The sequence below is a fragment of the Bizionia sp. genome (assembly GCF_048259285.1).
In the GTDB taxonomy this organism is placed as follows: domain Bacteria; phylum Bacteroidota; class Bacteroidia; order Flavobacteriales; family Flavobacteriaceae; genus Algorimicrobium; species Algorimicrobium hallyeonense.
The window spans coordinates 1-24875 of record NZ_JBLXHU010000032.1 but is presented as its reverse complement, the minus strand read 5'-3'; the positions used below and the strand labels follow the sequence as shown (position 1 = coordinate 24875).

Annotated in this window: 27 protein-coding genes; 7 read left to right on the top strand and 20 right to left on the bottom strand. The window is 32.0% G+C overall.

Annotated elements, in window-relative coordinates:
- The first annotated feature begins 332 nt into the window (after positions 1-332).
- From ACN0QX_RS12745 to ACN0QX_RS12715, 7 genes are all read left to right on the top strand, one after another.
- Positions 333-920, top strand: coding sequence for a Crp/Fnr family transcriptional regulator (locus ACN0QX_RS12745; protein WP_417197463.1), 588 nt, complete (start codon positions 333-335; stop codon positions 918-920).
- 76 nt (positions 921-996) lie between these two features.
- Entirely contained in the window at positions 997-1617 is a 621-nt protein-coding gene (locus tag ACN0QX_RS12740; protein ID WP_417197461.1) for a hypothetical protein, read from the top strand.
- A gap of 10 nt (positions 1618-1627) precedes the next feature.
- Positions 1628-2029 carry a DoxX family protein gene (locus ACN0QX_RS12735; protein ID WP_417197459.1) on the top strand — a complete coding sequence of 134 codons (402 nt, stop codon included), beginning with the start codon at positions 1628-1630 and terminating at the stop codon, positions 2027-2029.
- A 10-nt stretch (positions 2030-2039) separates the two neighbouring features.
- Positions 2040-2492 carry a DMT family transporter gene (locus ACN0QX_RS12730; protein WP_417197457.1) on the top strand — a complete coding sequence of 151 codons (453 nt, stop codon included), beginning with the start codon at positions 2040-2042 and terminating at the stop codon, positions 2490-2492.
- Between the two features lie 4 nt (positions 2493-2496).
- Entirely contained in the window at positions 2497-3228 is a 732-nt protein-coding gene (locus tag ACN0QX_RS12725) for a GNAT family N-acetyltransferase (RefSeq protein ID WP_417197455.1), read from the top strand.
- 2 nt (positions 3229-3230) lie between these two features.
- The gene (locus ACN0QX_RS12720) at positions 3231-3860 is read left to right on the top strand and encodes an NAD(P)H-dependent oxidoreductase (protein WP_417197453.1); all 630 of its coding nucleotides are present in this window, start codon (positions 3231-3233) and stop codon (positions 3858-3860) included.
- Positions 3861-3951: 91 nt separating this feature from the next.
- Entirely contained in the window at positions 3952-4527 is a 576-nt protein-coding gene (locus ACN0QX_RS12715) for a Crp/Fnr family transcriptional regulator (protein ID WP_417197451.1), read from the top strand.
- Between the two features lie 99 nt (positions 4528-4626).
- Here ACN0QX_RS12715 and ACN0QX_RS12710 read toward each other — a convergent pair whose 3' ends face one another.
- The 20 genes from ACN0QX_RS12710 to ACN0QX_RS12615 form a co-directional block, all read right to left on the bottom strand.
- A complete protein-coding gene (locus ACN0QX_RS12710) occupies positions 4627-4779 on the bottom strand; it encodes a hypothetical protein (RefSeq protein ID WP_417197449.1) in 153 nt (50 codons plus the stop codon).
- A 26-nt stretch (positions 4780-4805) separates the two neighbouring features.
- A complete protein-coding gene (locus ACN0QX_RS12705) occupies positions 4806-6329 on the bottom strand; it encodes a serine hydrolase (RefSeq protein ID WP_417197447.1) in 1524 nt (507 codons plus the stop codon).
- An 88-nt stretch (positions 6330-6417) separates the two neighbouring features.
- Positions 6418-7077 carry an SDR family NAD(P)-dependent oxidoreductase gene (locus tag ACN0QX_RS12700; protein WP_417197445.1) on the bottom strand — a complete coding sequence of 220 codons (660 nt, stop codon included), beginning with the start codon at positions 7075-7077 and terminating at the stop codon, positions 6418-6420.
- Between the two features lie 5 nt (positions 7078-7082).
- Complete coding sequence (locus ACN0QX_RS12695) at positions 7083-8258, bottom strand: hypothetical protein (protein ID WP_417197443.1); 1176 nt, start codon at positions 8256-8258, stop codon at positions 7083-7085.
- A 6-nt stretch (positions 8259-8264) separates the two neighbouring features.
- The gene (locus ACN0QX_RS12690) at positions 8265-8720 is read right to left on the bottom strand and encodes a GNAT family N-acetyltransferase (RefSeq protein ID WP_417197441.1); all 456 of its coding nucleotides are present in this window, start codon (positions 8718-8720) and stop codon (positions 8265-8267) included.
- On the bottom strand, positions 8717-9394 hold the full coding sequence (locus ACN0QX_RS12685) for a VOC family protein (protein ID WP_417197439.1): 678 nt from the start codon (positions 9392-9394) through the stop codon (positions 8717-8719). Before ACN0QX_RS12685 ends, ACN0QX_RS12690 begins: the two co-directional genes overlap by 4 nt.
- Before the next feature lie 12 nt (positions 9395-9406).
- Complete coding sequence (locus tag ACN0QX_RS12680) at positions 9407-9889, bottom strand: nuclear transport factor 2 family protein (RefSeq protein ID WP_417197437.1); 483 nt, start codon at positions 9887-9889, stop codon at positions 9407-9409.
- A 15-nt stretch (positions 9890-9904) separates the two neighbouring features.
- Positions 9905-10375 (bottom strand): DinB family protein, encoded by a 471-nt coding sequence (locus ACN0QX_RS12675; RefSeq protein ID WP_417197435.1) that lies wholly within the window; start codon positions 10373-10375, stop codon positions 9905-9907.
- Between the two features lie 9 nt (positions 10376-10384).
- Complete coding sequence (locus tag ACN0QX_RS12670; protein ID WP_417197433.1) at positions 10385-10828, bottom strand: GNAT family N-acetyltransferase; 444 nt, start codon at positions 10826-10828, stop codon at positions 10385-10387.
- 1 nt (position 10829) lies between these two features.
- Positions 10830-14003 (bottom strand): M1 family aminopeptidase, encoded by a 3174-nt coding sequence (locus ACN0QX_RS12665; RefSeq protein WP_417197431.1) that lies wholly within the window; start codon positions 14001-14003, stop codon positions 10830-10832.
- A 2-nt stretch (positions 14004-14005) separates the two neighbouring features.
- Complete coding sequence (locus ACN0QX_RS12660; protein WP_417197429.1) at positions 14006-14878, bottom strand: ABC transporter ATP-binding protein; 873 nt, start codon at positions 14876-14878, stop codon at positions 14006-14008.
- Complete coding sequence (locus tag ACN0QX_RS12655; RefSeq protein WP_417197427.1) at positions 14875-16020, bottom strand: alpha/beta hydrolase; 1146 nt, start codon at positions 16018-16020, stop codon at positions 14875-14877. Before ACN0QX_RS12655 ends, ACN0QX_RS12660 begins: the two co-directional genes overlap by 4 nt.
- Positions 16021-16034: 14 nt before the next feature.
- Complete coding sequence (locus tag ACN0QX_RS12650) at positions 16035-16379, bottom strand: 5-carboxymethyl-2-hydroxymuconate Delta-isomerase (protein WP_417197425.1); 345 nt, start codon at positions 16377-16379, stop codon at positions 16035-16037.
- A gap of 20 nt (positions 16380-16399) precedes the next feature.
- Positions 16400-17479: a serine hydrolase domain-containing protein gene (locus tag ACN0QX_RS12645; RefSeq protein ID WP_417197424.1), complete on the bottom strand. Its 1080-nt coding sequence runs from the start codon at positions 17477-17479 to the stop codon at positions 16400-16402.
- Between the two features lie 134 nt (positions 17480-17613).
- The gene (locus ACN0QX_RS12640; RefSeq protein ID WP_417197422.1) at positions 17614-18312 is read right to left on the bottom strand and encodes a DUF4386 domain-containing protein; all 699 of its coding nucleotides are present in this window, start codon (positions 18310-18312) and stop codon (positions 17614-17616) included.
- 687 nt (positions 18313-18999) lie between these two features.
- Positions 19000-21216 carry a CocE/NonD family hydrolase gene (locus ACN0QX_RS12635; RefSeq protein WP_417197420.1) on the bottom strand — a complete coding sequence of 739 codons (2217 nt, stop codon included), beginning with the start codon at positions 21214-21216 and terminating at the stop codon, positions 19000-19002.
- A gap of 30 nt (positions 21217-21246) precedes the next feature.
- Positions 21247-21870, bottom strand: a complete 624-nt coding sequence (locus ACN0QX_RS12630; protein WP_417197418.1) for a hypothetical protein — start codon at positions 21868-21870, stop codon at positions 21247-21249.
- Between the two features lie 107 nt (positions 21871-21977).
- Positions 21978-22700 carry a LytR/AlgR family response regulator transcription factor gene (locus ACN0QX_RS12625; protein WP_417197416.1) on the bottom strand — a complete coding sequence of 241 codons (723 nt, stop codon included), beginning with the start codon at positions 22698-22700 and terminating at the stop codon, positions 21978-21980.
- Complete coding sequence (locus tag ACN0QX_RS12620) at positions 22687-23775, bottom strand: sensor histidine kinase (protein ID WP_417197414.1); 1089 nt, start codon at positions 23773-23775, stop codon at positions 22687-22689. The genes ACN0QX_RS12625 and ACN0QX_RS12620 overlap by 14 nt, the downstream gene beginning before the upstream one ends.
- A gap of 646 nt (positions 23776-24421) precedes the next feature.
- Positions 24422-24625, bottom strand: a complete 204-nt coding sequence (locus ACN0QX_RS12615; protein ID WP_417197412.1) for a hypothetical protein — start codon at positions 24623-24625, stop codon at positions 24422-24424.
- Between the last annotated feature and the right edge of the window lie 250 nt (positions 24626-24875).

Genomic DNA, 24875 nt, shown 5'->3' with positions numbered 1-24875 from the left:
AACTAGTAATATAATGCATTTTAATCCTTTTATCTCGCATGAAGATCATGTTAAAAGACTATGCTTGTAAATAATTAGTTTTCAATTTTTTACTAAAGTAAGAAAAATAGCATTATAAAAAAGTTTTGGAGGTGGTGGGAGATGAGTTTTTGAAATGCCTCTAATAAAGACAGCTCGCTATCGCGAGCTTAGGCCTTTTTTGTTTCCAAACATAACCGAAACCATTCGATATGTTCGGAAACAAAATTTAAGAAAATTTATAAAATTTTGTATTTTTGATGTGAAAGCGATACATGCAGGTCTTAGGTTTATACGCTTTCTTTAAAGACAATATGGACAAAAATACTTACAATAAAACTTTTATAAATCATTTACAACAAGATGTAAATCTTGGAGCAACTGATATAGATAAAATTACTTCAATACTTGTTTTTAAAGAATTAAAAAAGAAAGATTTTTTGATTGAACCTGGGGCTATTGCGCAGACAATGAATTTTATAGTACAAGGCTGTATGCGGAGTTTTTATCTTGATGAAAACGCCCAAGAACACACCTTACAGTTGGGAATTGAAAATTGGTGGGTTAATGATTTATACAGTTATTTAAGCCAGAAAAAATCACGTATGTATGTACAGGCCTTGGAAAATACGATTCTAGTTCAACTACCAAAACAAGAACTGGAAAAGCTGTATTTAGAAGTTCCAGAAATATCGAACTTCTTTCGTAAAAAAATTCAAGGTGCCTATGTCGCTGTACAAGAACGTGTTATTGATAGCATGAGTGATAACGCTTATGAACGTTACGATAATTTTAGAAAAACCTATCGTGATATTGAACAACGAGTCCCACAATATATCATTGCTTCTTATCTAGGAGTAACACCCGAATTTTTAAGTTATTTACGAAAAAAACACTCTTAGTTTATCTTCTTAAGATAGCTTAAGTTTAATTTTCTAAGCTCTTTTTAATTTTGACCCATACAATAAAACATGGGTTATGTTACGCTTAATAAATTTATTGGTCTTTATCTTATTTGGAATACTTGTGTCCAATGCTCAATCTGTTAGGTTTTCACCAGAAATGATCGTTGGGAATCGATCTACTGGTTATCAGCATTTTATTGGATATAAAATTAATGACACATGGTCTATTAATAATATATCTTTATTTGATTTAGAGCACACTAATAATAAAAACAACATCTTTTTTATAAGAAACATGTTGTCTTATACCCTCAATAAGCATTTTAAAGCGAATGTGTCTATAGGAGTTAAAAACCCAGGAAAATTTACAACTTTATCATCACAATACCAATATGTTACATCAAAACTTAAGATAAACTACTCTATAGGTAGTACCTATCAGAATGGATTTACTTTAGAACAATCCTTTCTATTAAATTATACTCCAACTTTAAGCAAAAATATCCAAGGATATATCAACCTCTCAGCTGTACTTAGCACAAATTTCAAAGTACTTAATAGAGGCATACAACAACTACGTTTCGGAATTAAAAAAGAAAAATTAATAACAGGGATGTCGGTTAATCTTGATCAATTTATCAAAGCAGAAAAAACTCTTGAAAACTTTGGAGTATTTACAAAATACAACTTTTAAAATATAAATTATGAACACAAAACAACACTTAGGGCTTTTAATTTTAAGGGTAAGTATTGCTTTTACAATGCTAATCTACGGAAGCACTAAACTTATCTATGGCAATGAATTTATTGAAAACTTACTTGAACAATTTGGGCTTCCTGTTTTAATAGCAAATGGAGTTTTTGTAGGAGAAATTGTAGCGCCAATTTTAATCCTTATCGGATATAGAACAAAATTGGCTGGTCTTGTATTTTTTATTAATTGCCTGGTTGCAATTTTAATGGTTCAGCTTCCAAATTTATTCAAGCTAAATGAAACTGGAGGTTGGGCCATTGGTCTAATTTTTATCTACATGATGTTTGGTGTCGCCATGTTTTTTACAGGTGCTGGCAAGTATGCTTTGTCAACTAATAACCAATGGGATTAAAACAATCGTTATGAGACTATTATTTCTTTCAGTATTAGGATTAGCAGGAGGTGTTTTTTTAGCAGTTCAAGCTGGATTTAACTCCCAATTGGGCAGCATTCTAAAACAGCCTGTTCTTGCAGTGATTGCAAGTTCAATTAGCAGTGTATTGTTTGGTAGTCTGCTTTTGTTATTCATTAGCAAAGAGAACATACAAAACATTACAACAGCCCAAGTACCATGGCACTTATGGTTTATTGGTGGTTTCTTTAGTGTTATAGGTATCGCCATATACTTCTATAACATTCCAAAAATTGGCATCTCCAAAATGATAGCTCTAGGGCTTTGCGGGCAACTCATATTTTCATTAATCGCTGGGAAATACGGATGGCTTAACCTACCTGTAGAGCCGATAACAACTAAAAGGTTGATGGGAGCTACTGCAATGATTATCGGAATAATACTCATTAACTTAAAAGAATAAATCTATGAACACAATACAATCAAATATTTTAAATCTAACTTCTCTGTGGAAAAGTGCAACGCTGCCTTTTAATACTTTCAATGAAGATGAAGACCTAGGTTACTGCTTTGTGCCTAAATCACAATGGCCCAATAAAATTTGGTTAAAAAAAGAATACAATCTAGACAGCTTAAATGAAATTCAACTCCTATTAAATTCAGATGTGGCTAATTTCACTTTTTCGTTTTTTGACACGAATTCTAAAGTTGATCATCGAATTTTTAACGATCATGGTTTTACTGAGGCTTCCATCCAATTTGGCATGTCCTTAAAACTTAATCAAAAAGTAACTACTTCAAAACCGCTAAAGTTTCATCTGGTTACAAATGCAAATGAGGCAAAAGATTGGAGTCAAACTTTTCAAAAAGCTTTTGGGTACCACATTTCAGAACAAACTCTTAAAAAAACATATCACCAAATTAATTACTACTTAATCTATGATCATGATGAATTAGTTGGCACTGTTATCGTTCATCAAACCCAAAAAACCTTAGGCATTCATAGTCTTGGAATTATCCCAACAATGCGGGGCAAAGCTTATGCTACACAAATAATGTATTACTTAATTAATAAAGGAATAGAACAAAAGTGCAAGCTAGCCACCTTACAAGCCTCTCAAATGGCAAAATCCATGTATGAAAAAATGGGCTTTACAACCCAATTTATAATGAGAAACTTTAAACTCAAAACACAATAAAAATGGAAATTATAGAAAATTTAAAATGGCGTTATGCCACCAAAAAATTTGATGCTTCAAAAAAAGTATCATCTGATGACCTCCAAAAGTTAAAAGAAGTAGTGCAATTATCGGTTTCGTCTTATGGATTACAATTGTACAAGGTTTTAATTATTGAAAACTCAGAGATTAGAGAGCAATTAAAACCTGTGTCTTGGAACCAAAATCAGATTACAGATGCCTCTCATTTATTTGTTTTCTGTAATTATATAGATGCGACTTCAGAAGCTATTGACGATTTCATTAAACAAACAGCAAAAACTCGAAATCTAGATTTAGAGAGACTAAAAGGCTATGGTGATTTTATAAAAGAAAAACTAAACGAAAAAACACCTGAAGAAAAAACAAGTTGGTTAAAGGCCCAAACCTATCTAGCCCTTGGAAATTTATTGAATGCTTGTGCCGAGCTAAAAATAGACGCATGCCCTATGGAAGGATTTGAGCCCGAAGCTTATAGTAAAATTTTAGGTCTTAACGAACTAGGTTTAAATGCATCTGTAATAGCTACAATAGGTTATAGGCATGTAGAAGATTATACTAAAGGGCAATTAAAAGTACGCAAACCAATGGATGTACTTTTTAAGACTATTTAGATTTAATTTTGTTTATTTTAAGTAAAAGGTTTGGTTTAGTTTCCAAACCTTTTTTAATTTAGGGCTCTTAAATTAAAAAAAGAACCACATTTTGGAAAATGAATTAGTACAATTAATATCCAGATTTATTAAGCTCAATACTGAAGAGGCAAATGCTTTTACAGAATGTATTCCAATTAAAAAATTTAAAAAAGGGGATCTACTATTAAATGAAGGGCAGGTTTCAAGAGATTCATATTTTGTAATTACAGGATGTGTTAGAAAATACTATATCATTCATGGTGAAGAACGCACCACAGAATTTTATATTGAAGATGAATCCATAGCTTCATTACAAAGTTATACAAACAAAACACCCGCTAATCATTATTTTGAATGTCTTGAAGATTGTAGGTTAGCCGTTTTAAATTATGAAAAGGAACAAGAGCTATTTAAGCGTGTTCCAAAATATGAAGCCTTATGCAGAATGTCTATGGAAAATGATTTTGGTGAGCAACAAGAGGCTTTAGCTACGTTTATAACTTCTAGTCCTGAAGAGAGGTATAAAAACCTTTTAGAAACTAGACCCGATTTACTACAACGTGTTCCACAGTATTATCTAGCTAGTTATTTAGGAGTTAAACCAGAATCTTTAAGTAGGATTAGAAAACGGATCATTAAAAAATAGGCTTTTGTTAAAAAAAGGATGCTCTAGAAAAACAATCTAGAGCATCTAGTAGTCCCTTTTTAGGTATTGGGAGGGTAGGAAAAGGACTACTCTTCTCTTTTAATAATTTTTTACGGTTTTAAGATCTACAGCACCTAATGAAAGTATTCGAAGCCAAAAGCTAGATTTTGTTTCAATAGAATCCTTTTTAACCTCCAAGTGTTTAGCATGTGTTTTTATATTACTTTCTTTTAACGTTAAGATCAAGTTCATGAAAATCACTTTTCTAAGGTTAAAATTTATTCATTGACTTTAGTTAATAATGAAAGTTTTTCTGAAGAATTGTCACACCAAAAACAATCATCTATTTCTGGTCTTAATTCTAAGGCTTTTGTAAAAGCCATAGTGGCATTATCTTTTTCATTTGCCTTGTAATAAGCATCTCCAAGAGAATCCCAGCTATTTCCATCTTCAGGAAATAATTGTATATTAAGCTTATAGATAGTAATAGCTTTTTCCATTTGGTCCTTTCTGTAATACATACCTCCTAAACTGTTTAAATCTCTTGGGGTATTAATCCTATCTTCAAATTTCAGCCTTAGTTTTTCTTCTAAATCGTTAATAGGCCCTTTGAATGTTTCAGTAAACCTAAAAAGTTCACTCACCATATATTTTGGTAATTCTTTTGGCACATAGTTGTTATCGTATAATATGTTTTCAAGTTCCATAGTAATTCTTCCTATTGGTCTAATATATGCATTAGACGCTAATAATATAACGGCATCTTCTTCTGGAAACCATACAAACTCATAATAAGAAATACCATTAAAGCCATTATGTGTGATGACTTTAGCATCTCTTTTAGATTTAAAAACAGCCCATCCATAAGCATAGTGACTGGACTCATCTTCATATTCGGCCACATAGGGTTTAGTAAGTATTTCAAAGGACTCTTGAGATAAAATTTTATTTGACTTTAACGCTTGATACCACTTATACATGTCATTATTAGTGGAATGTACTCCGCCATTTGCCAATACCGTTCTTGCGATTTCTCCATCGTTTTTATACTGTGCAATATGTGAACCTTCATTAGAAACATTAAGCAAATACTCATTGGCAACAGTCGTGTTTTCCCAATTGGGTAATAAATATCCGGTCTGTTGCATTCCTGCTGGTTGGAATAATTTTTCACTCAGATACGTTTCATAATCCTGACCAGAAACAAGTTCAATAATCCGTCCTAAAATACTATAGCCTGAATTTGAATATGAATATTCTGAGCCTGGAGTAAATAACAACTTCTCTTGAAACAGATTTGAAAAATATATATCTCTTGGGGTTACATCAAAATCATCGGTACTACCATGGCCAAAACCAGCTGAATGTGTTAATAACTGATGAATGGTGATGTCTTTTTTATCCTCTGGAACATCGTCAAAGTAGGTACTGATAGAACCATCCAATTTTAATTTGTTTTCTTCAGCTAATTTCACAATAGCAGCACCTGTAAACTGTTTTGACACCGAACAAATATCATAGACAGTATTAGGGTTATTGCGTACCTTATTTTCTTTGTCGGCAAATCCGAATCCTTTATTTATAATAATAGTATCATTCTTAGCGACCAAAACTGCTCCTGAAAACCCATTGAGTTCACTTTGTTTTAAATAATCATCTATGCGATTGCTTAACAAATCGGATTCATCTGTCGTTGTTTTTTTCGTTTGGCAGGCTACACTTAAAACAACCATTAAACAACCCAAAAAAAGATATTTGCTATACTCAATTTTAGAAGCTGATAATTGAAATTTGACCTTCATAATATTCATTTTAATAATTTAACGCAAAAATATTGCTTTAAGTAGTTTTACTTATTGACTTTAGTTAAGAAGCATTGTCAGCATTCAGCTACCAAGGTCTAACCTTACCTTGGCGCCAAAACTTTCCAGTTTCTACTTTTTGGTTTAATAGCTTAAAAATATCGACGGCAACCTCTTTGGGTAATTGGGGCGCTATTTTACCTCCCATATCTGTTTGTGTCCATCCCGGGTCAAGAGACGATACTTTACTGTGTTTTTCCTTTAATCGCTTTGCCAACAGTTTTGTGTACATATTTAAAGCTGCTTTAGACATTTTATAATGTGGCTGAAATTCATCAAAATTCTGTTCACTAAAAGAGCCCCAATCAGAGGTGATATTTATGATATGAGAATTAGTATTGAGTAAAGGCAATAGTTTTTCGGTTAACTCAATGGTCCCAAAAACATTAACACCAAAGGTTTTCTTTAGTTGGTCCATATGAATCTCGGATGCGTCCCATTTCTCAATTAATATTCCGGCATTGTTGATTAAAAAATCGAGTTTCACATCACCTAAACCCGCAATAAATTTGTCAATGGAAGCACTCTTGGACAAATCGAGTTTTAAACATTTAAAATTAGAATAATCTAAAGGATTATTTCCTGAGGTGGAGGAGCCAATTACCCTGAAACTTGGCTGCTTTGTCAACAACTCAACCGTTGCCAAACCAATACCTCTACTGCTGCCTGTAACTACTCCATGTTTCATAAGCTTTATGTATTAATTTTTTTATAATTTCCTTGCGCTATCACATTATTCCACCAGCCGTTCTTTTCTAAAATAGGTGATACACCTAATATTTCTCCACTTAAAGATACCTTAAACTTTAAATGATCCTTGGAAGTTGGTCCTTTAAAATCGAAAGTATTCTTAGAGATAGGTTTTAGTTCAAAATAAAATGCACCTTCCTGTCTTGCAAATAATTTCCCATCTTCAAATATAATTTCAATTATAGTCGAATCTGTTAATTTGTAAAGCCCAACATAAGCCATCAGTTCGGTATGTGTTAATTTATAACTTTTGCTAAAATCTACTTCCAGCAATTCTTCTATTTGGTATTTTAAATAAGGCTTAAAATTAGGATAAGCTTCTAAATCCTTTACGATATCATTCAGTTTAGTATCCAACGACATCTCTTCTGCAGGTAATCCTTTTTTATATAATTGGGCAACACGTTTAGCAAATTCGATATAAACCTTTTTATTTGTAATAAGTTGCTCTTTATTACCAAAATAGAAACGAGGGTTTTTTGATGTGTTTCCTGAGACAATAATGGTATGTTCATCGCTCAATGAAATCGCCATATCAATCCCTTTTAAAACACCTTTTAGTCCATTTGACCCAGTATAAGTTAGCCAATTGGTTTTAAAACCATCGCTCATAAACAGCACATTGCTATTTTCTAAATAAACATCAATATGATCAAGGGTATGTGAAGGTGTATGGTATGCCGTAACCACCTCATCACCTATAGGAATAGATATAGTATCTTTAAAAAGGATGTCAATATAAGCTTGTGAATACTTCATATTGTAATGCGAAACGATAGTGGCACCTTTATTTGCAAAATAGGCATTGGCATGATGGTTATATGGATCTGAATCGCTATTAATCACATAGGTAACTGGCAAATTTGTAATTTTTTGGATTTCCTTTTCTAAAGATGATGCGCTATTCATCATCATAGAATTAATAAGCAACACCTGATCATTACCTATAACCACACCTAAATTTCCATTGGCATTACCGTCCCATAGTTCCGTTAAAATATAGATGTTCTCATTTACTTTTTTGACATCGTAATTAGCTTGTGCAATCAATGGTGTAGTTAAAAGAAAAACAGCGTATATTTTTATAATAATTAAATTTATATTAGATGTGAGTTTCATGATTTCTTATTTTATATGCCATTTTACTATTGACTTATTATGCATTTTAGCTCCTAATTTTTTATAAAAACGAATCGCTTTCTCGTTAGTACTTTCAACTTCCCATTTTATGAGTTCAATATTGTTTGAGGTACAAATGTCTTTTGCATACTGCATCAATTTTTGGCCAATATTGTTTCCTCTAAATTGTTTGCATACAAACACATCATCAATAGCCATGTATGTACTTCCATTCCATATAGAATAGTTCCACGTATAAGTAACATAACCTATTAAAACACTTTTATTTTCTGCTACGATGGCTTCGAATTTTGTAGGCTTAACATTTGAAAAACCTAAATCTGTTATTTGATTTAAATCTGTTTTAAGGTATTGTAGTTGACCTTCATATTTAGCAAGTTCCTTAATTAAACCTAACAACTCTTTTGCATCTTTATGGTTTGCTTTTCTTATGGTTGTCATTTTGACATTGTCTTTATTTTTTCATTTTTAAAGGTTAATTGATATTGCATTTTTTCGTTTTCAATAATAGCTTCAAAAGGTTCTGGTTTTATTTTGACTATAGTTGGAAACCAAATGTCCTTTATATTATAGTTTGGTAAGAGTAAAATACCTTCTTGATTACCATTCGTTCCAAATCTTTCAAGGTCTCCTTTCCAAAATTTTGTTTTTAATTCCTTTTCAAGTTGGTCATTTGCCTTTTTAACATTGGCTGTTGGCATTCCAATTTCATTGACTCCTAAAACTTTTGAAATATCAAAATCTGCATTGGACTCATTCGCTAAATCATACCTCACAATAAATTCTGCGACGTTACCACTTGCATCATAAAAGTAAAAGGAATCGGCATTCCAAGTTTCAAAATTTTGCGTCTTTCTACCATTCTCGAGATCAATAATCTCAACTCGCCTTTCCATCCATTCTAAGGCTTGATGCAGTTTGTTGGAAGGTATTAAGAAACAATAATGATAACTATGTTCTTTATCCGATTCTTCAAACATAAGTTCAGTCCAACCAACTTTGACCGTGAATGAATTATTTTTTTGTTCTACTATTTCAAAACCTAAAGTTTCTGTATAAAACTTTAACTCAGCTTTTAATTTAGTCGTGTAAAGTTTTAATTTTTTAAATTTCATAGTTCTTTGCTTTTACCAATATTCTTTAATCATATAAATCTTCCCATTCTTAAACTCAAAAAGTGCCATTTGTTTATCACCTATAACCGTTTTGCCATTTTCTTTTATAATAAAGCGTTTGCTTACTGTAATAGCATTTAAACCATAAATACTATTCTCTATTTTTATATCAATAACATTTCCGTCATAGCCTCCATTCTCTTGATTACGTTTGTAACCATTATAGAGATCTTCTCTTGAATATACCCCACCATATTTAGGATGTACATAGGTAAAATCATCGGTAAACAACTCAAAAATGTTATCAATATCCTTCAGGGTTGAGTTTTGTTGAAATACTTTTAGGTTTAATTTATAATATTGATTTAGCACATAGTTTAGCGAATCTTTATGGGTATTTAAATTGGTTTCCTGTGCTTGAATTATATAAAGGCTACTAAACAACAGTGTTGTTAACATGATAGATTTTAGTTTCATATTTTTTATTTTATTCATTTTTGCTAGTCTTTATTAGTCCCATATTTGCGGGCGTTCAAGACCTATTGTTCTTAAATAGCTTAACAATTGTCCTGTATGAACAGACTCGTGATATGCAATGCGGTTTAGGTAGTCTCCCAGCTTTTTACTTTGGTTGACTTCTTTTCGCTCTATCCTAACGCTCTCCAAATCCGTTTCTTTAAGCCCGCTTATCATATCCAAAAAATCAATACGGTATTTATTGGAAAAACTCAATTCGCTATCTACATCAGAATATTGTAATTCATTCCATGGTGATTGATAATCACCAAGATTTCCTCGATTTTCAATTATTTTATAAAAAAGATGTTCGCCTTCCAAAACGTGTCTTATCATTTCAATGATAGAAAATGCCTGTTCGTCAGGTTTCCAATGAAGATATTCATTTGGAATCCCGTTCCATAATTTTATACTCCGTCTCCTAATTTCAGAAAAATTTAATAATACGATTTCTATTGAGTTCATTTTTTGTCTTTATTTTGTTAATACCATGTGCAAAATTGGATAGGGTTTTCCGGTGGCATCCAATTTGGATCGCCCTATGGTTTTAAAGCCACAATGTTGGTAAAACCCAACAGCTTGTTCATTCTGTTCATTCACATCTACTTTGGTTGCCTTAAGATTATTCATTGCGTATTCCAATAAAGTTTTACCTATTCTCTTACCTCTATGTGCTGGGTGAATGAACAGCATTTCTAAATTTTGATCAGCCACTCCTAGAAACCCAATGATTGCATTATTCTCATCTCTATAACATCTTAATTCAACAGCATCTAGATAAATATTTAGAATTAAGGGTTTGAAATAGTTGATGTCTTCTTCTTTTAAAAAATGATGGGTAGCCCTTACAGATGCTTCCCAAACTTCAACAACATCTTTATACTCAAATTTATCTATATAGTCTATTCGATGATTCATATTATATTTCTTTGAATAATTTATCAATTTCAGATTTAACAAACTCATCTGGAGCAACTTTATAAAACTCATTTAGTAAATCTAAAGAGCTTGGTTTCTTAGGATATTTATTGTTATTTAAAAAACTCCTTAGTGCCTCATTTAGCTTTGCTTCTCCTATAAGCTCACTTAACTTCACCATAGCTATTGCACCTTTTGAATAAGAAATATGTGAATTCCCATATCGAACTTTATAAATCGGTAGATCTTTTCTTAGTCCTTTTTCATCATCATAGATTTGTTGGTGTATCTCTAAACGCTCCTTCATCTTCTCATTACCATACATTTTTTTATACACCATCATTTCTGTATACATAGCTAAAGTTTCAGTGAGCATTGAAGCGCCTTCTCTTATATCTGGGTTTACCTGATTTGAACCCCACCAAAGGTGAGAAAGCTCATGTCCTGCCAATTCATTTATAACGTCTTGTTTTTTGTCACTCTCAATATTTGTATGAAAAATCATACCTTCTGTCATGAAAATAGTTGAAGGATATGCGGTCCCTGCAAATCCTCTTGTAAAGGAGGAAACCTCAACAAAATTGATGCTTTTAAATGGGTAAGCACCAAAATTAGCTAGACAATAATCTAAGGTTAGTTTCGCGTTAACTAGTAGATGATCTACATTCTCAAAATGATTTTTTGTGTAATACACATTGATAACTTTACCTTTATGGGCTATCGCTTTATGCTCATATACAGCTGATGCAATGGCAAATCTAAAAGGTATATTTTCTGCTTTATAATTAAAATAGTTTCTGTTTGTATCTGACCATTGCTTTGCTAAATCTCCTGTTCCTATAACTGTTTGTGAAGGTTCTGTAGAAACTGTCATATTTAAGTTGATAAAATCGTTTTTAAAAACTTTAGGTGATTCCAATTTCTTTAGCTCTGAAGCTTTTCCTAATTCAAATTGTAAGCGCAGTTGTTTACTTCTAATTTCTCTATCGTTTTGATAACCAATAGATGGAAAATAATTGCTTATTCGCATAAAAGAGCCATTTTTAATAATTGCGTTAAATGATTGATGACCATTTACAGCAAACCATTTGTACGACAACCTAAAGCTTAGCCGAGCTATTTCATTTGGGTTTAATGGCTTGTTTAAGTTAATTTCTGTGACATGATCTTCCAGCTTGACACTTTCGCCGTTACTTTCGAATTGTGCCTCATCAACGTTTAAATCTGAATGAAAATTCATCAATATATTCTCGATTGGTTTTTCAGTTTGATTTTTCAAAATATATTCCCCTTGAATTTCATATGCATTCTTAGACGGGTACAGCTGAATTTGACTATTTACTTTGGTAATAGTTGGTTGGGGTAGCGTAGCGTATTTTCGGTAGCTCTGCTCATAATGCACTGCTTCTAAAGTGGATTTTTCTTTGTCTTTTGGAACATATCCATTCATAAAAAAAATTCCATTAACAATGCCCAAAATAAGAAAAACAGCTGCTATAATTGACTTTCTGATTGGCCACCAAACTTTTGTTTTTATAAATGAATTTACATACCAAAATAAAGTTATTAATCCTAACCCAAACAACAAACGCTGTATAAATGCTGAATGATATATTCCATATCCATTTAGATCGCTATAGTTTCCATTATAACCAGAGAATATCTGCAGTAATGGAAAAGGGAAAATGATTTTAACTAATGGTGTAGCGAAAACAAAAACTGCAATTGTTGAAACACCCAATGCCATATACCGGTTTTTGATACTATCATTTATCATTAACAGAAAGGCAGAAAATAGTAATAAAGGCAATGTATTAAAGGTTATGACTCCTAGATACGCACTCCAATCAATTTTAAAATAATCATAACTAAATTGAAATAAAATCCCTTCTATTAATAATAAAAGAGTAAAAAAACAGCTTAATAAACTTACCGAAATAAGGTGCCCCACCATCTTACTTTTAGAAAAAAAAGTGCTTTTTTCAATCAAATCAAAACCAGAAGAGTGACTTCTCCAGTACAAATCATTGATAAAATAAACTAAGACTAATAAACCGAATAAATGAAAATTTTTAGAGATTGAAGTCGCTAACAGTCCAGATCCAGCATATTTTTCGGGTAACCGGATTCCTTTATCAATATCTGCAAACATTTCCATCCCAATATAAAAAACCAATAAGAGAGAAACTGCAAAAACAGAAATACTTTTAAATAGATAAATCAAATCAATTTTAGCAAAAGAGAATCCAGTTTTAAAAGTTGAAAAATCTCCAAAATAAAGTTGAGGGGTTTTTACATTCTCCAATTTTACAGCTGTGTGATAAATATCCAAAGTAGTTTTCTTTTGACCTTTCCCTGTTCTCTTTTTTGAAAAAGAAAACAAACGATAGCCGAGCCATAAAAACAATCCCGATAAGGTTAAGACGATTAAACGATTAACTAACAGTATTCCTGACAATGAAACAATAGTTTCATTTTTTTGATGCACAGAAAATGTTCTAGCTTCAAAAAAGTAAGAAGATAAACCAAAGGGATCTAAAAGGGCCGAAAACTGCTGTGTTTCAATTGATTGTGGCATACTACTAGACATAAATGGTGAGTTTGAAAATACTAAAAGCACCATATACAAAACATAAAGCAACAAACCTCCTACCACAACTAATAGCTTCTTTTGTGTTGAATAGGCTATAAAAAATAAAAAACTACAGACAAAAAGGCAATTGACGATCCCAAAAAGAACAAAGGGATACATATAATGAATACTATCAAATCCAGACTGAATTTCAGAACCAGTTCTGAGGTTCTGCCCCAAAACAAAGCCTATAATTAACAGTCCGAAGCTAATTATTGTTTTTGTGTATAGTGCCCAAAACTTTCCCTTTAAATAAGCTTTTTTAGAAATAGGTAGTGAAAAAAATAAAATGTCAAATTTTGCATCCCATTCTTTAAAAAATAATTGGTTTGCATATATAATTCCAAAAAATATAATAGATAGGCTTAACATGCCCATCATAAAACCAATGGTATAAGGTGAATTAAGAAGTATCCCTTCCCCAGCACTAAGATTAAATTTATGACCACAAAACACTCCAACAACGATAAGCAAAACTGCAAAAACAGCTGTTAACCAACGCTTACCTCCTTGAATTAATTCGAATTTATAAATAGTATTCATAATTAGCTTTTTTGAGAAAGGGTATAAAAATAAACGTGTTCTAACAAGGGATCGGTTGCTTCAAAATAAGCCGGATGCTTATCTGAGTAAACCGTAATATATAATTCTCGCTCTATGAGTTGTTGGCTAATTACATTAAAAGTGTTTTGGAAAGATTCTAAGTCTTCACTTTTGATTGATTTAGACCAAATTTTATTTTCTAATTCAGAAATAAGATCTTTTGGTTTCCCCGTTTTTAAAATTTCCCCTTGACTCATAATGGTCATTTCTGAACAAAGGTTTTTTACATCTTCTACTAAATGTGTTGATAGTATTACAATAACTTCTGTGCTTATGTCATTTAATAAAGTATTGAAACGATTGCGTTCTTCTGGGTCAAGTCCAGCAGTAGGTTCATCAACAATAATTATTTTTGGGTTCCCTAATAAGGCTTGAGCCACACCAAAACGTTGTTTCATTCCACCAGAAAAAGTGTGGACTTCTTTGTCTTTAAAATCCCAAAGATTTACTTTTTCTAACAGAAATTGAATTTGATTTTTACGTTCCGTATGGTCTTTTATTCCTTTTATAAGTGCTAGATGATCTAAAAGATTATAGGCACTTACTTTAGGATATACTCCAAAATCTTGAGGTAAAAAACCAAGATGCTTTTTAATGTAATCTGGATTACTAATAATATCAACACCATTAAACAAGATACTTCCAGAAGTTGGTTTTTGAAGTCCTACAATTGTTTTCATTAGTGACGATTTACCGGCTCCATTATGGCCTAATAAACCAAACATGCCATTTTCTATTTCTAGAGAAACATTCCTAATAGCTTGATGCCCGTTTTTATAGGTAAGCTTTAAATTATTAATTTTTAGTGTGTTCATGGTTTAATCTTTTTAATCGTGTTAATTGCTTTTTTCTTCTCTTTTAATAATTTTTCCGAATCTGGATACTTTTCTAGTAAAACATCATACAATTCAACTGCCTCATTTAAGCGATTATTCTTCACATAAAAGGCAGCAAAGTGAGAAACAACATACTCCATATTACCACTCATCAGTCCATCAATTGTTTTCTCTTTATCTAAAGCATTGAGCAATGTTTCAAAATGATAAAAATCTTCTGATCTCATGGCACTTCTAATGATGGTAACTTTAGACCAGAGAGAAAGCTCTGGAGAAAACCCATGTCTTTTGGCTCTTTCTTTGGTGTATCGATACGCATAATCCAAGCCACCTGTATTTATGAAGTTTTGAAGATTATTGACTTCAAATTCTTGATAGTATTTGAAATAATTTCGAATCCCATGATACAGCGCTGGGTAACCTGTTGAGCGGTGTTGCTCAATATCTAATTTTAAAAAAGACCACAGCAAACCATCTATGTGTTTTTGAGATAATATGGAGTCTAATTTATCGGCACTATGTTTTACATCATACTCATCTGGGCTTACAGAAAAGAAAAGGTTTGTTGGTAATGTTGAAACATCGTTTAACTTGTCTATGGCATCCATGATAGGGAAGGCACTTGCCATGATATGGGCATCGAATAATGTTGGGTGAGATAGCATTGTGTTAAACACCAAGCTTGCACCATATTCCCACCCAAAAAATAAGGTTTCATCATAGGTTCTAAAGGTATTGTCAATATAGGGTTTAAGCTCAGTACGTATAAACTCAATAAAGCTTTCCTTTCCGTCTCCTAGTTGCTGAAAACGCTTAGGGTAGTCGGTGTTAATTCCAACAACAATAAATTCGGGCGTTAATTGAAACTGTTTAAAAGACTGACTTAAACTTACGGCATACAAAAAGAAGCGTTGACCATCCAATACATAAAGTACAGGGTACGTTTCTTTCGAATCGTTATAATTTGGAGGAAGGTAGATTTGTATCTGACGTTCCTCGTTTAATGTCTTTGATTTAATAATGTGATTGATACCTACACTGTTATTAACTAAGCTGTCTTGAGCATTTGCGGATAGCGCGAAAAAGAAACTAATCAATATTAAGCAAACTATTTTTTTCATATTATTCTGAGTAGTTATATCATTGATTTATTACAATATGTGGCCTTTTCGAAATCTCTTATGTTTATAGAAATAATAGGCACTTCAAGAAACATAGCATTAAGTTCTGTAACAATTCGTTTTGAAAGTTCTGCTTTTTGTTCTGTATTTCTGCCTTCCATGATATTGGCAAATACATGAATGAAATCATCCTTAGTATTCCCTATATTATAGTATTGAAAAGGATTAATTCTTACTTTAATATCTTCAGGGGTAAATAAACCTATTGATTCTGCCGTATCATACACTTTTTTCATAATACTTTCAGGTGATTTTAGTTCTATTATCTGTGGCGAACAGTCTATTACAAAGTGTGGCATATCTTTTTATTTTTAAATTTTTACTTGTTAAACTTTTTGATTACTAAGGCTGTAATATCCCTTGTTACCTGCGTTGGCGAATTACAGTCACAATTACTAAACCCTATGACATAAATATCTAAACTTGGCACATAAACACCCATAGATTTAAAGCCAAATACACTTCCTCCATGCTCTCTCGTTGGCACACCATCAACATCTTTTAAATGCCATCCATACCCATAGGTAAATTGCGCTCCATTGTTTAATGTGTTTTTTCTAAATACTTTATCAATTGTACTCTGAGAAACTAACAGATTATTGTTAATAGCTTCTTGCCATATTAGCATATCGTCAACGGTTGACATTAATGAGCCGGAAGCATACGGAATACTCAAACTCACATACATTTTGTTTGTAAATGCTTCTCTATTATGATAACCATAAGCTCTGTTTTTTACAATCTCTCTATCACTCGCATAACGAGAGTTGTTCATTGCTAGTTTTTCGAAGATGTTTGTTTCTATAAAATCTTCATATGTGTTTCCACTTACTAACTCAATGATATAGCCCAATACAACATAACCAGAATTGTTATACTCAAATTTTTCACCTGGACTATACCCTACAGCTTCATCTTTAAAAAAGTCAACGAGCTCTTTAGGTGTTAGATCTTCTTTTGCAATACTCATAATGGACTTCATCATCGTAAAATCCTTAATACCTGAAGTATGGGTTAATAAATGATGAATGGTGATATTATTCCCGTTAGGGAAATCTGGAATGTATTTTAAGATAGCATCATTTACGTTTAATTTACCTTGTTCTTCCAGCATCATGATAGCAATGGCTGTAAACTGTTTGGTCATAGAACCTATTTGAAAAACGTTATCTGACAACATATCTACATCGAGTTCAATGTTGGATTTACCAAAGGCTTTTCTATATATTGGTCTACCGTTTTTTGCAACTAAAAAAACACCTCCAGGTTCTTTGGATTCTTTGAATACGGTAAGCAAGACACTATCTATTTGGGTTTCTAAGGTTTGTGAATAGCTATGTTGTAGAAACAAAATAGTACTAACAAAAAACAGTCCTAATTTTACTAATTTTAATTTCATTGCGTCCCTTTTTCACAGATTTATATTAGACATCTTACTTTTAATCCAAATTTAATTGGTCAACTTATTAATAATCTTAAGATAGCTTAAGAAAGTATTAAACCTTACATTAGGACTGAAAATAAGCCTAAACGTTACACTTTTGTTAGGTGCTTATCTGATGTTTGTGTTTGCTTATTAAATCCCTTTATCAAAAGCCAAATCGTAAAAGAAAACTCTCCTAGTACAGATGGCAATATCACGATCATCTCGAAGACATCTTTATGTTCCATATAATTAGGTAGATATAATTTTGCTAGACCATCTATGACATAACCTATTGCTGAAAATACTAATAAGATGCCTATTGCTTTAGGTATTGCTATTGATTTAACCGTTAGATACCCTAATACTATTAAGTGAATTCCAAAAAATAGCAGCCCAATAGTCCAAAGTGTGTCAAAACCTAATAACAATTCGGATACCCTAACTTGTAAGTCGCTAGAAATAACTGCATCAGCTGTAATTTGGTACCCCTCCCATAATTTGAATAAAGCAGCACAAAAAAATAGTGCATGCAGTAGTCTAAAAAACGAAGCTACATAAGAGAGTTTTTTACTGACTGCTTTTGTTATACCAAAAAGCGACCATATTAATAGCACATCAAAAAGTAACATCACTACAAATCCAAATAAACCTCTTCCTAGCTGGGAATGATTATTAATAAAGTTTGTTGTTGTATTGGCTGTACTATTACTATCTATTAGGCTTTCAAGTACCGCAAAATTGGCGTAAAAACCTGCTAGAAAAATTAACAAGTACGACACCCCAGAAATTTTAGCTAATTGTTTCATAATATGCATATTAAATTCTATGCAAAATTATCTTCACGCAAATAAAATTTCATTGACTTAAGTTAAGAAGCGTTAGGTTTTAATTTATAAAAGTCAACAAATACAACATTTTGCAAATTTTTTAATAAAAAAAACCTTGTAAACATAACGTTTACAGGGTTTTATATCATTTTGATAAATGCTATTGCGGTCTGGACGGGATTAGCTCTCTGCGTTCGCTGGGCCCAAAATGGTGGCCCTGCAAAAAGACAGCTCACTATCGTGAGCTTAAACCTTTTTTGTTTCCAAACATAACCGAAACCATTCGATATGTTTGGAAACAAAAAAAGCTCCTCAATAAATTGAGAAGCTTTTTGCGGTCTGGACGGGACTCGAACTGAATCCGTAATGACCAGTATTTATAATACTTTGAATTAGCCTTGTAAATTATGTTGACCGATTTGTTGACCTAACTATTGGATTTGTTTGAATTCATTTGACAATCAATCTTAAGGTAAAAATACAAAATTAAAAGGGATAAATCTATATAAATGACACCAAATATATTGATTTTTATTCTGAAATATGGCTACAACTCAATAATCTAAGGGTCTTGATTAATATAGATATTATTTAGGTTTTGTTTTAATTTTAGTGAGTATAATTGTTCTATATTTTTTTTTATTTTAATTGAGTAAACTCATTTGTTTATTTCCAAACTGGTAAAGATATACTACTGTTTCCTGTAAATGTTATTGTAAGAGGTGTTTTCGCATCTTTTATCGTCTCTATGTTCACATCTTTACCAGTTCCGTAATTGAGCTGTGCATTGTTGTTTTTATTTACGTTCACTACCACAACAATACGACTGCCCTTTTCTAGTTTTTTACTAATCAACTTAGAATTGTCAAAAGCAACTTTTGTGTATTGATTAGGTGTCAACAGCTGTCTATGCTCTCGATCTTTTGCAAAACTAGCCCTACCAATATAATAGCTTAAATGATAATAGGTGCCGGCGGGTGTTAACTGATACAAGATGACAGAATAATCAACATCCTTTTTATTAATAGCAAATTCAAGATTTCCTAAAAATGAGCCATTAAGGATAACATCTTCTTTAAGTATATCTGATTTAAAGATAAGGCCGTCGTTCAAATCTATAGTTTGTCTTTCCAAAGGCCATGGGTAATATTCATTATTGGTCATGCTGTTGCGGTCTTTAAAATCAACAGACAAATCAATTGTAGTCTTATTAGCTGCTGATTTCAAGGTGTAAAAATTACCTTTTTTATCGGCACTTAAATAAAATTGCAGGGTATCATTGGTCATAGCGGAGATACTAGGTTTGTGCATCCATGTATTGGTACCCATTACTTGAAAGTTTACTTTATCTTTTAAAATGCTTGGTTTTTCTTTTCCCTTTAAAATATAGTCAAACCATTCATACACTAGGTCATAGCGAATATTAATCAAGGCCGCTTTGTCTAATTTATAATTTCTCAAATAGGTTACTGGTTGCGTTTGAGATGTCCAATGATCATAAGGCCCCACTAATAAATAGTGATTTGGATTCTTTACATACTTGTGGTGTTGGTTGTAATAATACATCGCTCCTCTTTGTGAATCATCATAATAGCCCGTAATACTTAGAATCGGAATATTAATTTTCGAAAATTCTTCTTTATACGGTATCATCTTTTTCCAATAGGCGTCATAACTAGGGTGCTTCATATAGGCATCCCATAATGTATTGACGGCGCCATCTAAGCTATCTAACTTATTAAAAGCAACCCCAGAGCTATACCAAGTATTCTTCAAATTGTTCCAACGATTGTAATCATTCGAGGTCTTGTTATCTAAAAATTTGTTATTGCTTACATAAAAGTTCCATGAATACGAATAATTGTATAATACATTATTTTCCATCGGATAATCAATTCCTGGAGCAATGGCTACCATAGGAACGATGGTTTTTAATGCTGGATGTACCTTGTGCTTCATAGATGCCCATTGGGTAAAGCCATTATAACTCCCTCCATACATTCCTACTTTTCCATTGGACCAGGGTTGCTTGCTAATCCAATCGATGGTTTCGTACACATCGGTGTTTTCATATTCAAAAGGTTTTACCTCTCCTGGACTCAATCGCTTCCCTCTTGTATTCATAATCACACCGACATAACCCTTAGAGGCTGACAACATAGCCCCTACTTCATTGGTTCCCGCATAAATAGAAGCAATTAAAACTGCTGGTTTTTTAGTGGATGCACTCCCCTTTCGCTGAATCACCACCAAAGAAACATTGGCACCGTCTTTAGTGGGTATTACAATATGATCATTAATTTTGTACCTGCGTTTATGATCTTGTCTTATTTCCTCAAAAAACAAATCTCTCGTTGCTTCATATACAATCTTAAAAAAATACTTCTTTACTAAACTTTGTGCGGCTTCCATAGAAATTGTCTCAGTAGAAATTCGTTCATAGTTAGCCTTAAAATCAGCGACAAAATAGTCTGTACCATCTCTAGAAATCATGGTATCGTCAATTTTCAGAACCTCAAAATCACTAGAATTCATAAGGTATGTTTTATACAATTCCTTAAAGTTTTTATTAAAGTCAGAATATCTAATTGCTTTTAAATAGGCTTGATACATATCTAAATAGATACTTTCTTCTCTAGGAGTATCTCGAATGCTTTTTTCTATAGTGACCTTTGCCTCTTTGTATTGACCACTTACGATCTGAAACTTAAACAGATCAAATTCCGTTAGTTTTTGTCGATCACAGGCTACTGCCAGTTCCTTCATTTGACTTGCCAGTGCTTTTGTATCTGAGAAAATAACCTTTTTAAAGGGGAGCTCTTGTGCAAATGAAGTACAGCTAATTGCAATAAGAAATAATAATAATAGAATTGATTTTTTCATTGGTTTTAATTTAAAAAGTGAAAACAAATCTTATTGTTTCGTATTTGGGTTTGTATATTCAATTAACTCTTCATTGTACACAAAGTCATCTTGAGTTTGCGTTAGCTTAATAAAGTTTTTCACTTTTGGTGCATATAACCACACTTCCTCCGTTCTTGCGCTATAGCCTCTTGAATTTGAAATTGTTCCTTTGTATACAATCGTATACGCCATAAATATTCCTGCTCCTACTTTTTCTTCTTTGTATGACAAGACTTCAGCATTTTGACTTTGTTTTCCTATAGTGCTATCTTGACTAGTCCAAGTCCTCTCATAGATCCATTTTTTACCAACCTCTAACGGCCATTTGTATCTTGGTGTTTCGCTTTTATCTGGTGCTATAAGGTTAGAAACAGGTACTGAATCATTTCCAATAAGCATTGTTAAAACACCATCAATAGCAACTATTTGCTTTACATCTTTGCCATCAGAACGCACCTCACCTTTATCAGATACGCCTTTGTATTTCCATACCCATTTTTCTCCGATTGTATAATCGCTTTCCGCAGGTTGATACGCAAGCTTTTTATGCTGTTTAAAACATGAAGTCACTATTAACACGGTAATAATAAATACGATTGTTGAATTGATATGCTTGTTGTTTAAATAATTCATTTTAAGTTTTTTATAAAACAAAGAACCGTCAAGAAATCGATTCAAAAAAGGAAAAGTACAGGAGTGTCAATATTCGCTTATAAACGTAAAAAAATTATACAATTATATTACAAACTATTCCAATTTCTAAACTTTGCAGACTGACGGCTCGAAACTTCTACAGTTTGACCGGTCGATAAGCTAATTTGCAGTTTATTGTTAAAATAGGGATGCATTTCTTTAATATAGTGAGTATTGATAATCTGACTTCGATTCACTCTAAAAAAAACAGTTGGATCTAGCTTTTCTTCTAACAAATTTAAGGAGCGTTTGATCATGGCTTTTTGCGTTCCAAAATACAAACGTGCATAATTGTCTAAGGACTCTATAAAATGAATTTCTTTTAACGGAATGAAAAAACATTTTTCTCTGTCTTTGATAAATATTTTTCTATGCATGGGTAATACATCTACCTTTATTTTTTCTTTTTTTGCCAGTTCGGCTTTTACTTTTTCAATGGTTTTTGCAAAACGTTCTTCACGTAACGGTTTTACTAAGTAGTCTAAGGCATTCAATTCAAACGCTTTCACGGCATATTGATCATAGGCAGTGGTAAAAACCACTTCTGGAACAGTCGTCAGCTCCTCTAACAAGTCGAAACCAGATTTTTCTGGCATATGAATGTCTAGAAAAATAATATCTGGTTGTTCTTTGTCTATTATAGTTAATGCGGTATCTACATTTTTTGCTTCTCCAACTAAAAGAAACTCAGGATATTTTTTTAAAGCACGCTTTACCTCTTCACGAGCCAAACGTTCATCATCAATTATGATTGTTTTAAATTTTTTCATAAGCAGTAAACGGAATTAAAATTTTTGCTTCGACGGTCTCTTTTTTTATGGCATTTAAACTAAAACTAGCCTTGCCGTTGTATTGAATTTTTAGGCGTTCTTGAAGGTTCTTTACTCCAAGTCCTTTAGCCTTTTTTTGCTGAGTTAATTTTCCAGGATTTACTACTTGTATAGATACAAATCCATCATCCTTCTTAATAATTACAGAAACCAATCCACCTTCTATCTTTGAATCGATACCATGTTTAATAGCATTTTCGACTAATAATTGTATGCTCAAAGTAGGAATTTTAAAAAACTCTAAATCTTCATCAATGCTAACAGCAATGTTTAACCGTTCTTCAAAACGTAGTTTTTCTAATTCTATATAGTCATAAACCAAATCTAATTCGTCTTTTAATAATGTTAAATCTTTGTCTTTTTCATACAAGGATGATCGCAATAAATCTGACAACAGATCTATGGCTCTTCTGGCTGTTTCTGGACTTTCTATAACCAATGATTTGATAGAATTTAACGAATTGAATAAAAAATGTGGGTTTAATTGAGCTGATAAATTATCTAGTTGGGCTTGCTTTGCAATAACTAAAAGTTTAGCATTTTGTTGAGCAGTTTCAATCTTGTTTTGGTAATAATGATATAGATGATAGGCCAAAATCCAAATAGCCATTAATCTCAAACCTGTTAAAAAAACAGGATCCCAATAGGTCAGGGAACTCCATAAATTTATTTCTTTACCTCCAATAAATAGCCAAAAGAAGTGCCATTTTATATTTACAACTAACATGTATATTACAGATAAAAGGAGTATTGAAGGTGAAATTCTCCTAAATAATTGATTCAAACTAAGTGAATTCCATTGTAACTTCAACGCTATAAATCGATAGCTATGTGTTAAAATTACACCTATTAAAACATCTAAAATATAATTAAGAAAAGTTAATAGGTATCCATAATGGTCTCTATAAAAAACAACATAAGCCCAATAAATAGAAACTGCCCCCCAACCTAAAATTTGACACCTCCAATAAAGGGAAAGAAACTTACTTTTTACTATCTTCTCTATTTTATTCATTAGAACTACAAATTAAAGAAATACTTGCCAATTAAAGAAGTGAAAGTACAGGAGCGTGAGAATATGGAAGTGGATGTATAAATTTTACATGAATATCGTTATCACTCGTTATGCTTCTTGTTTTTCAATTAGTTATTTTAAGGAAACTTTTTAATCTGCAAACTGGACTCTAACTAAAGTTCTATTTATCAGGCTATAAAAAACTTTAATGTTCATATGAAAGCTTTAAGATATCGATTGTGTATAGTTTTTCAGTTCATTTAATCTATCCGAATCATAATAAACTCCATTTATGATAACACCTTCAATTGTTTTGGAATTGGAAATATTTTCTAAAGGCCTTTTATTTTATTAATAAATTTACACCATATACAAAAGTCAATATTGTTAATATCCAAGTAGATAAAAAAGCTTGCCAATCTAAAAATCCAAAATCTTCAAAATTAAACCTATTCTCCCTTTAAATTATAGGTTAATATTGCACCACCCATTATGATTAAAACTATTCCAGAAATTTTAGGGTATTAAAATATTATATCACTCATTTGTTTAAAATATGCTCTAATTGTTTACAACGTTGTTGTAATATGACTAAAATTAACAATTTTAACCTATTAACAATTGATAAAACAAAAAATGTTCTAAATCAAGAAACCTTCATTAAATACTCATCCACAATTTGTTGATCAATACCGCTGTATTCTGCGAACTCCTGGGCCGTAATAAATTGATGTGCTTGTTTGCCAAAATGCTGTTTCATTTCATTCAATAGTCTTCTGCCAAAGCGCTCACTCCTTCCTGTGATGCAATGGATGTCTTTGGGGTAAATACAAGCTCTTACTATTTTCATGTTTTAATACTTAATCTATGCTTTATCTATAGGCAAACTATACTTCATCGGTATAAATACCTGATAACGGACTGATAGTCAATGTGATTTTGAACAGTTGTTTAAAAATACGGTGTTTTGTTTGAAATTAAAAATTTATCAATCATGGCAAAACAAACAGGTATTATCAAACTAAAAGGAACTATCGGGGATATTTCTTTTTACAAAAGTGCAGACGGGCATCTTGCTCGTGCAAAGGGTGGTGTGGATG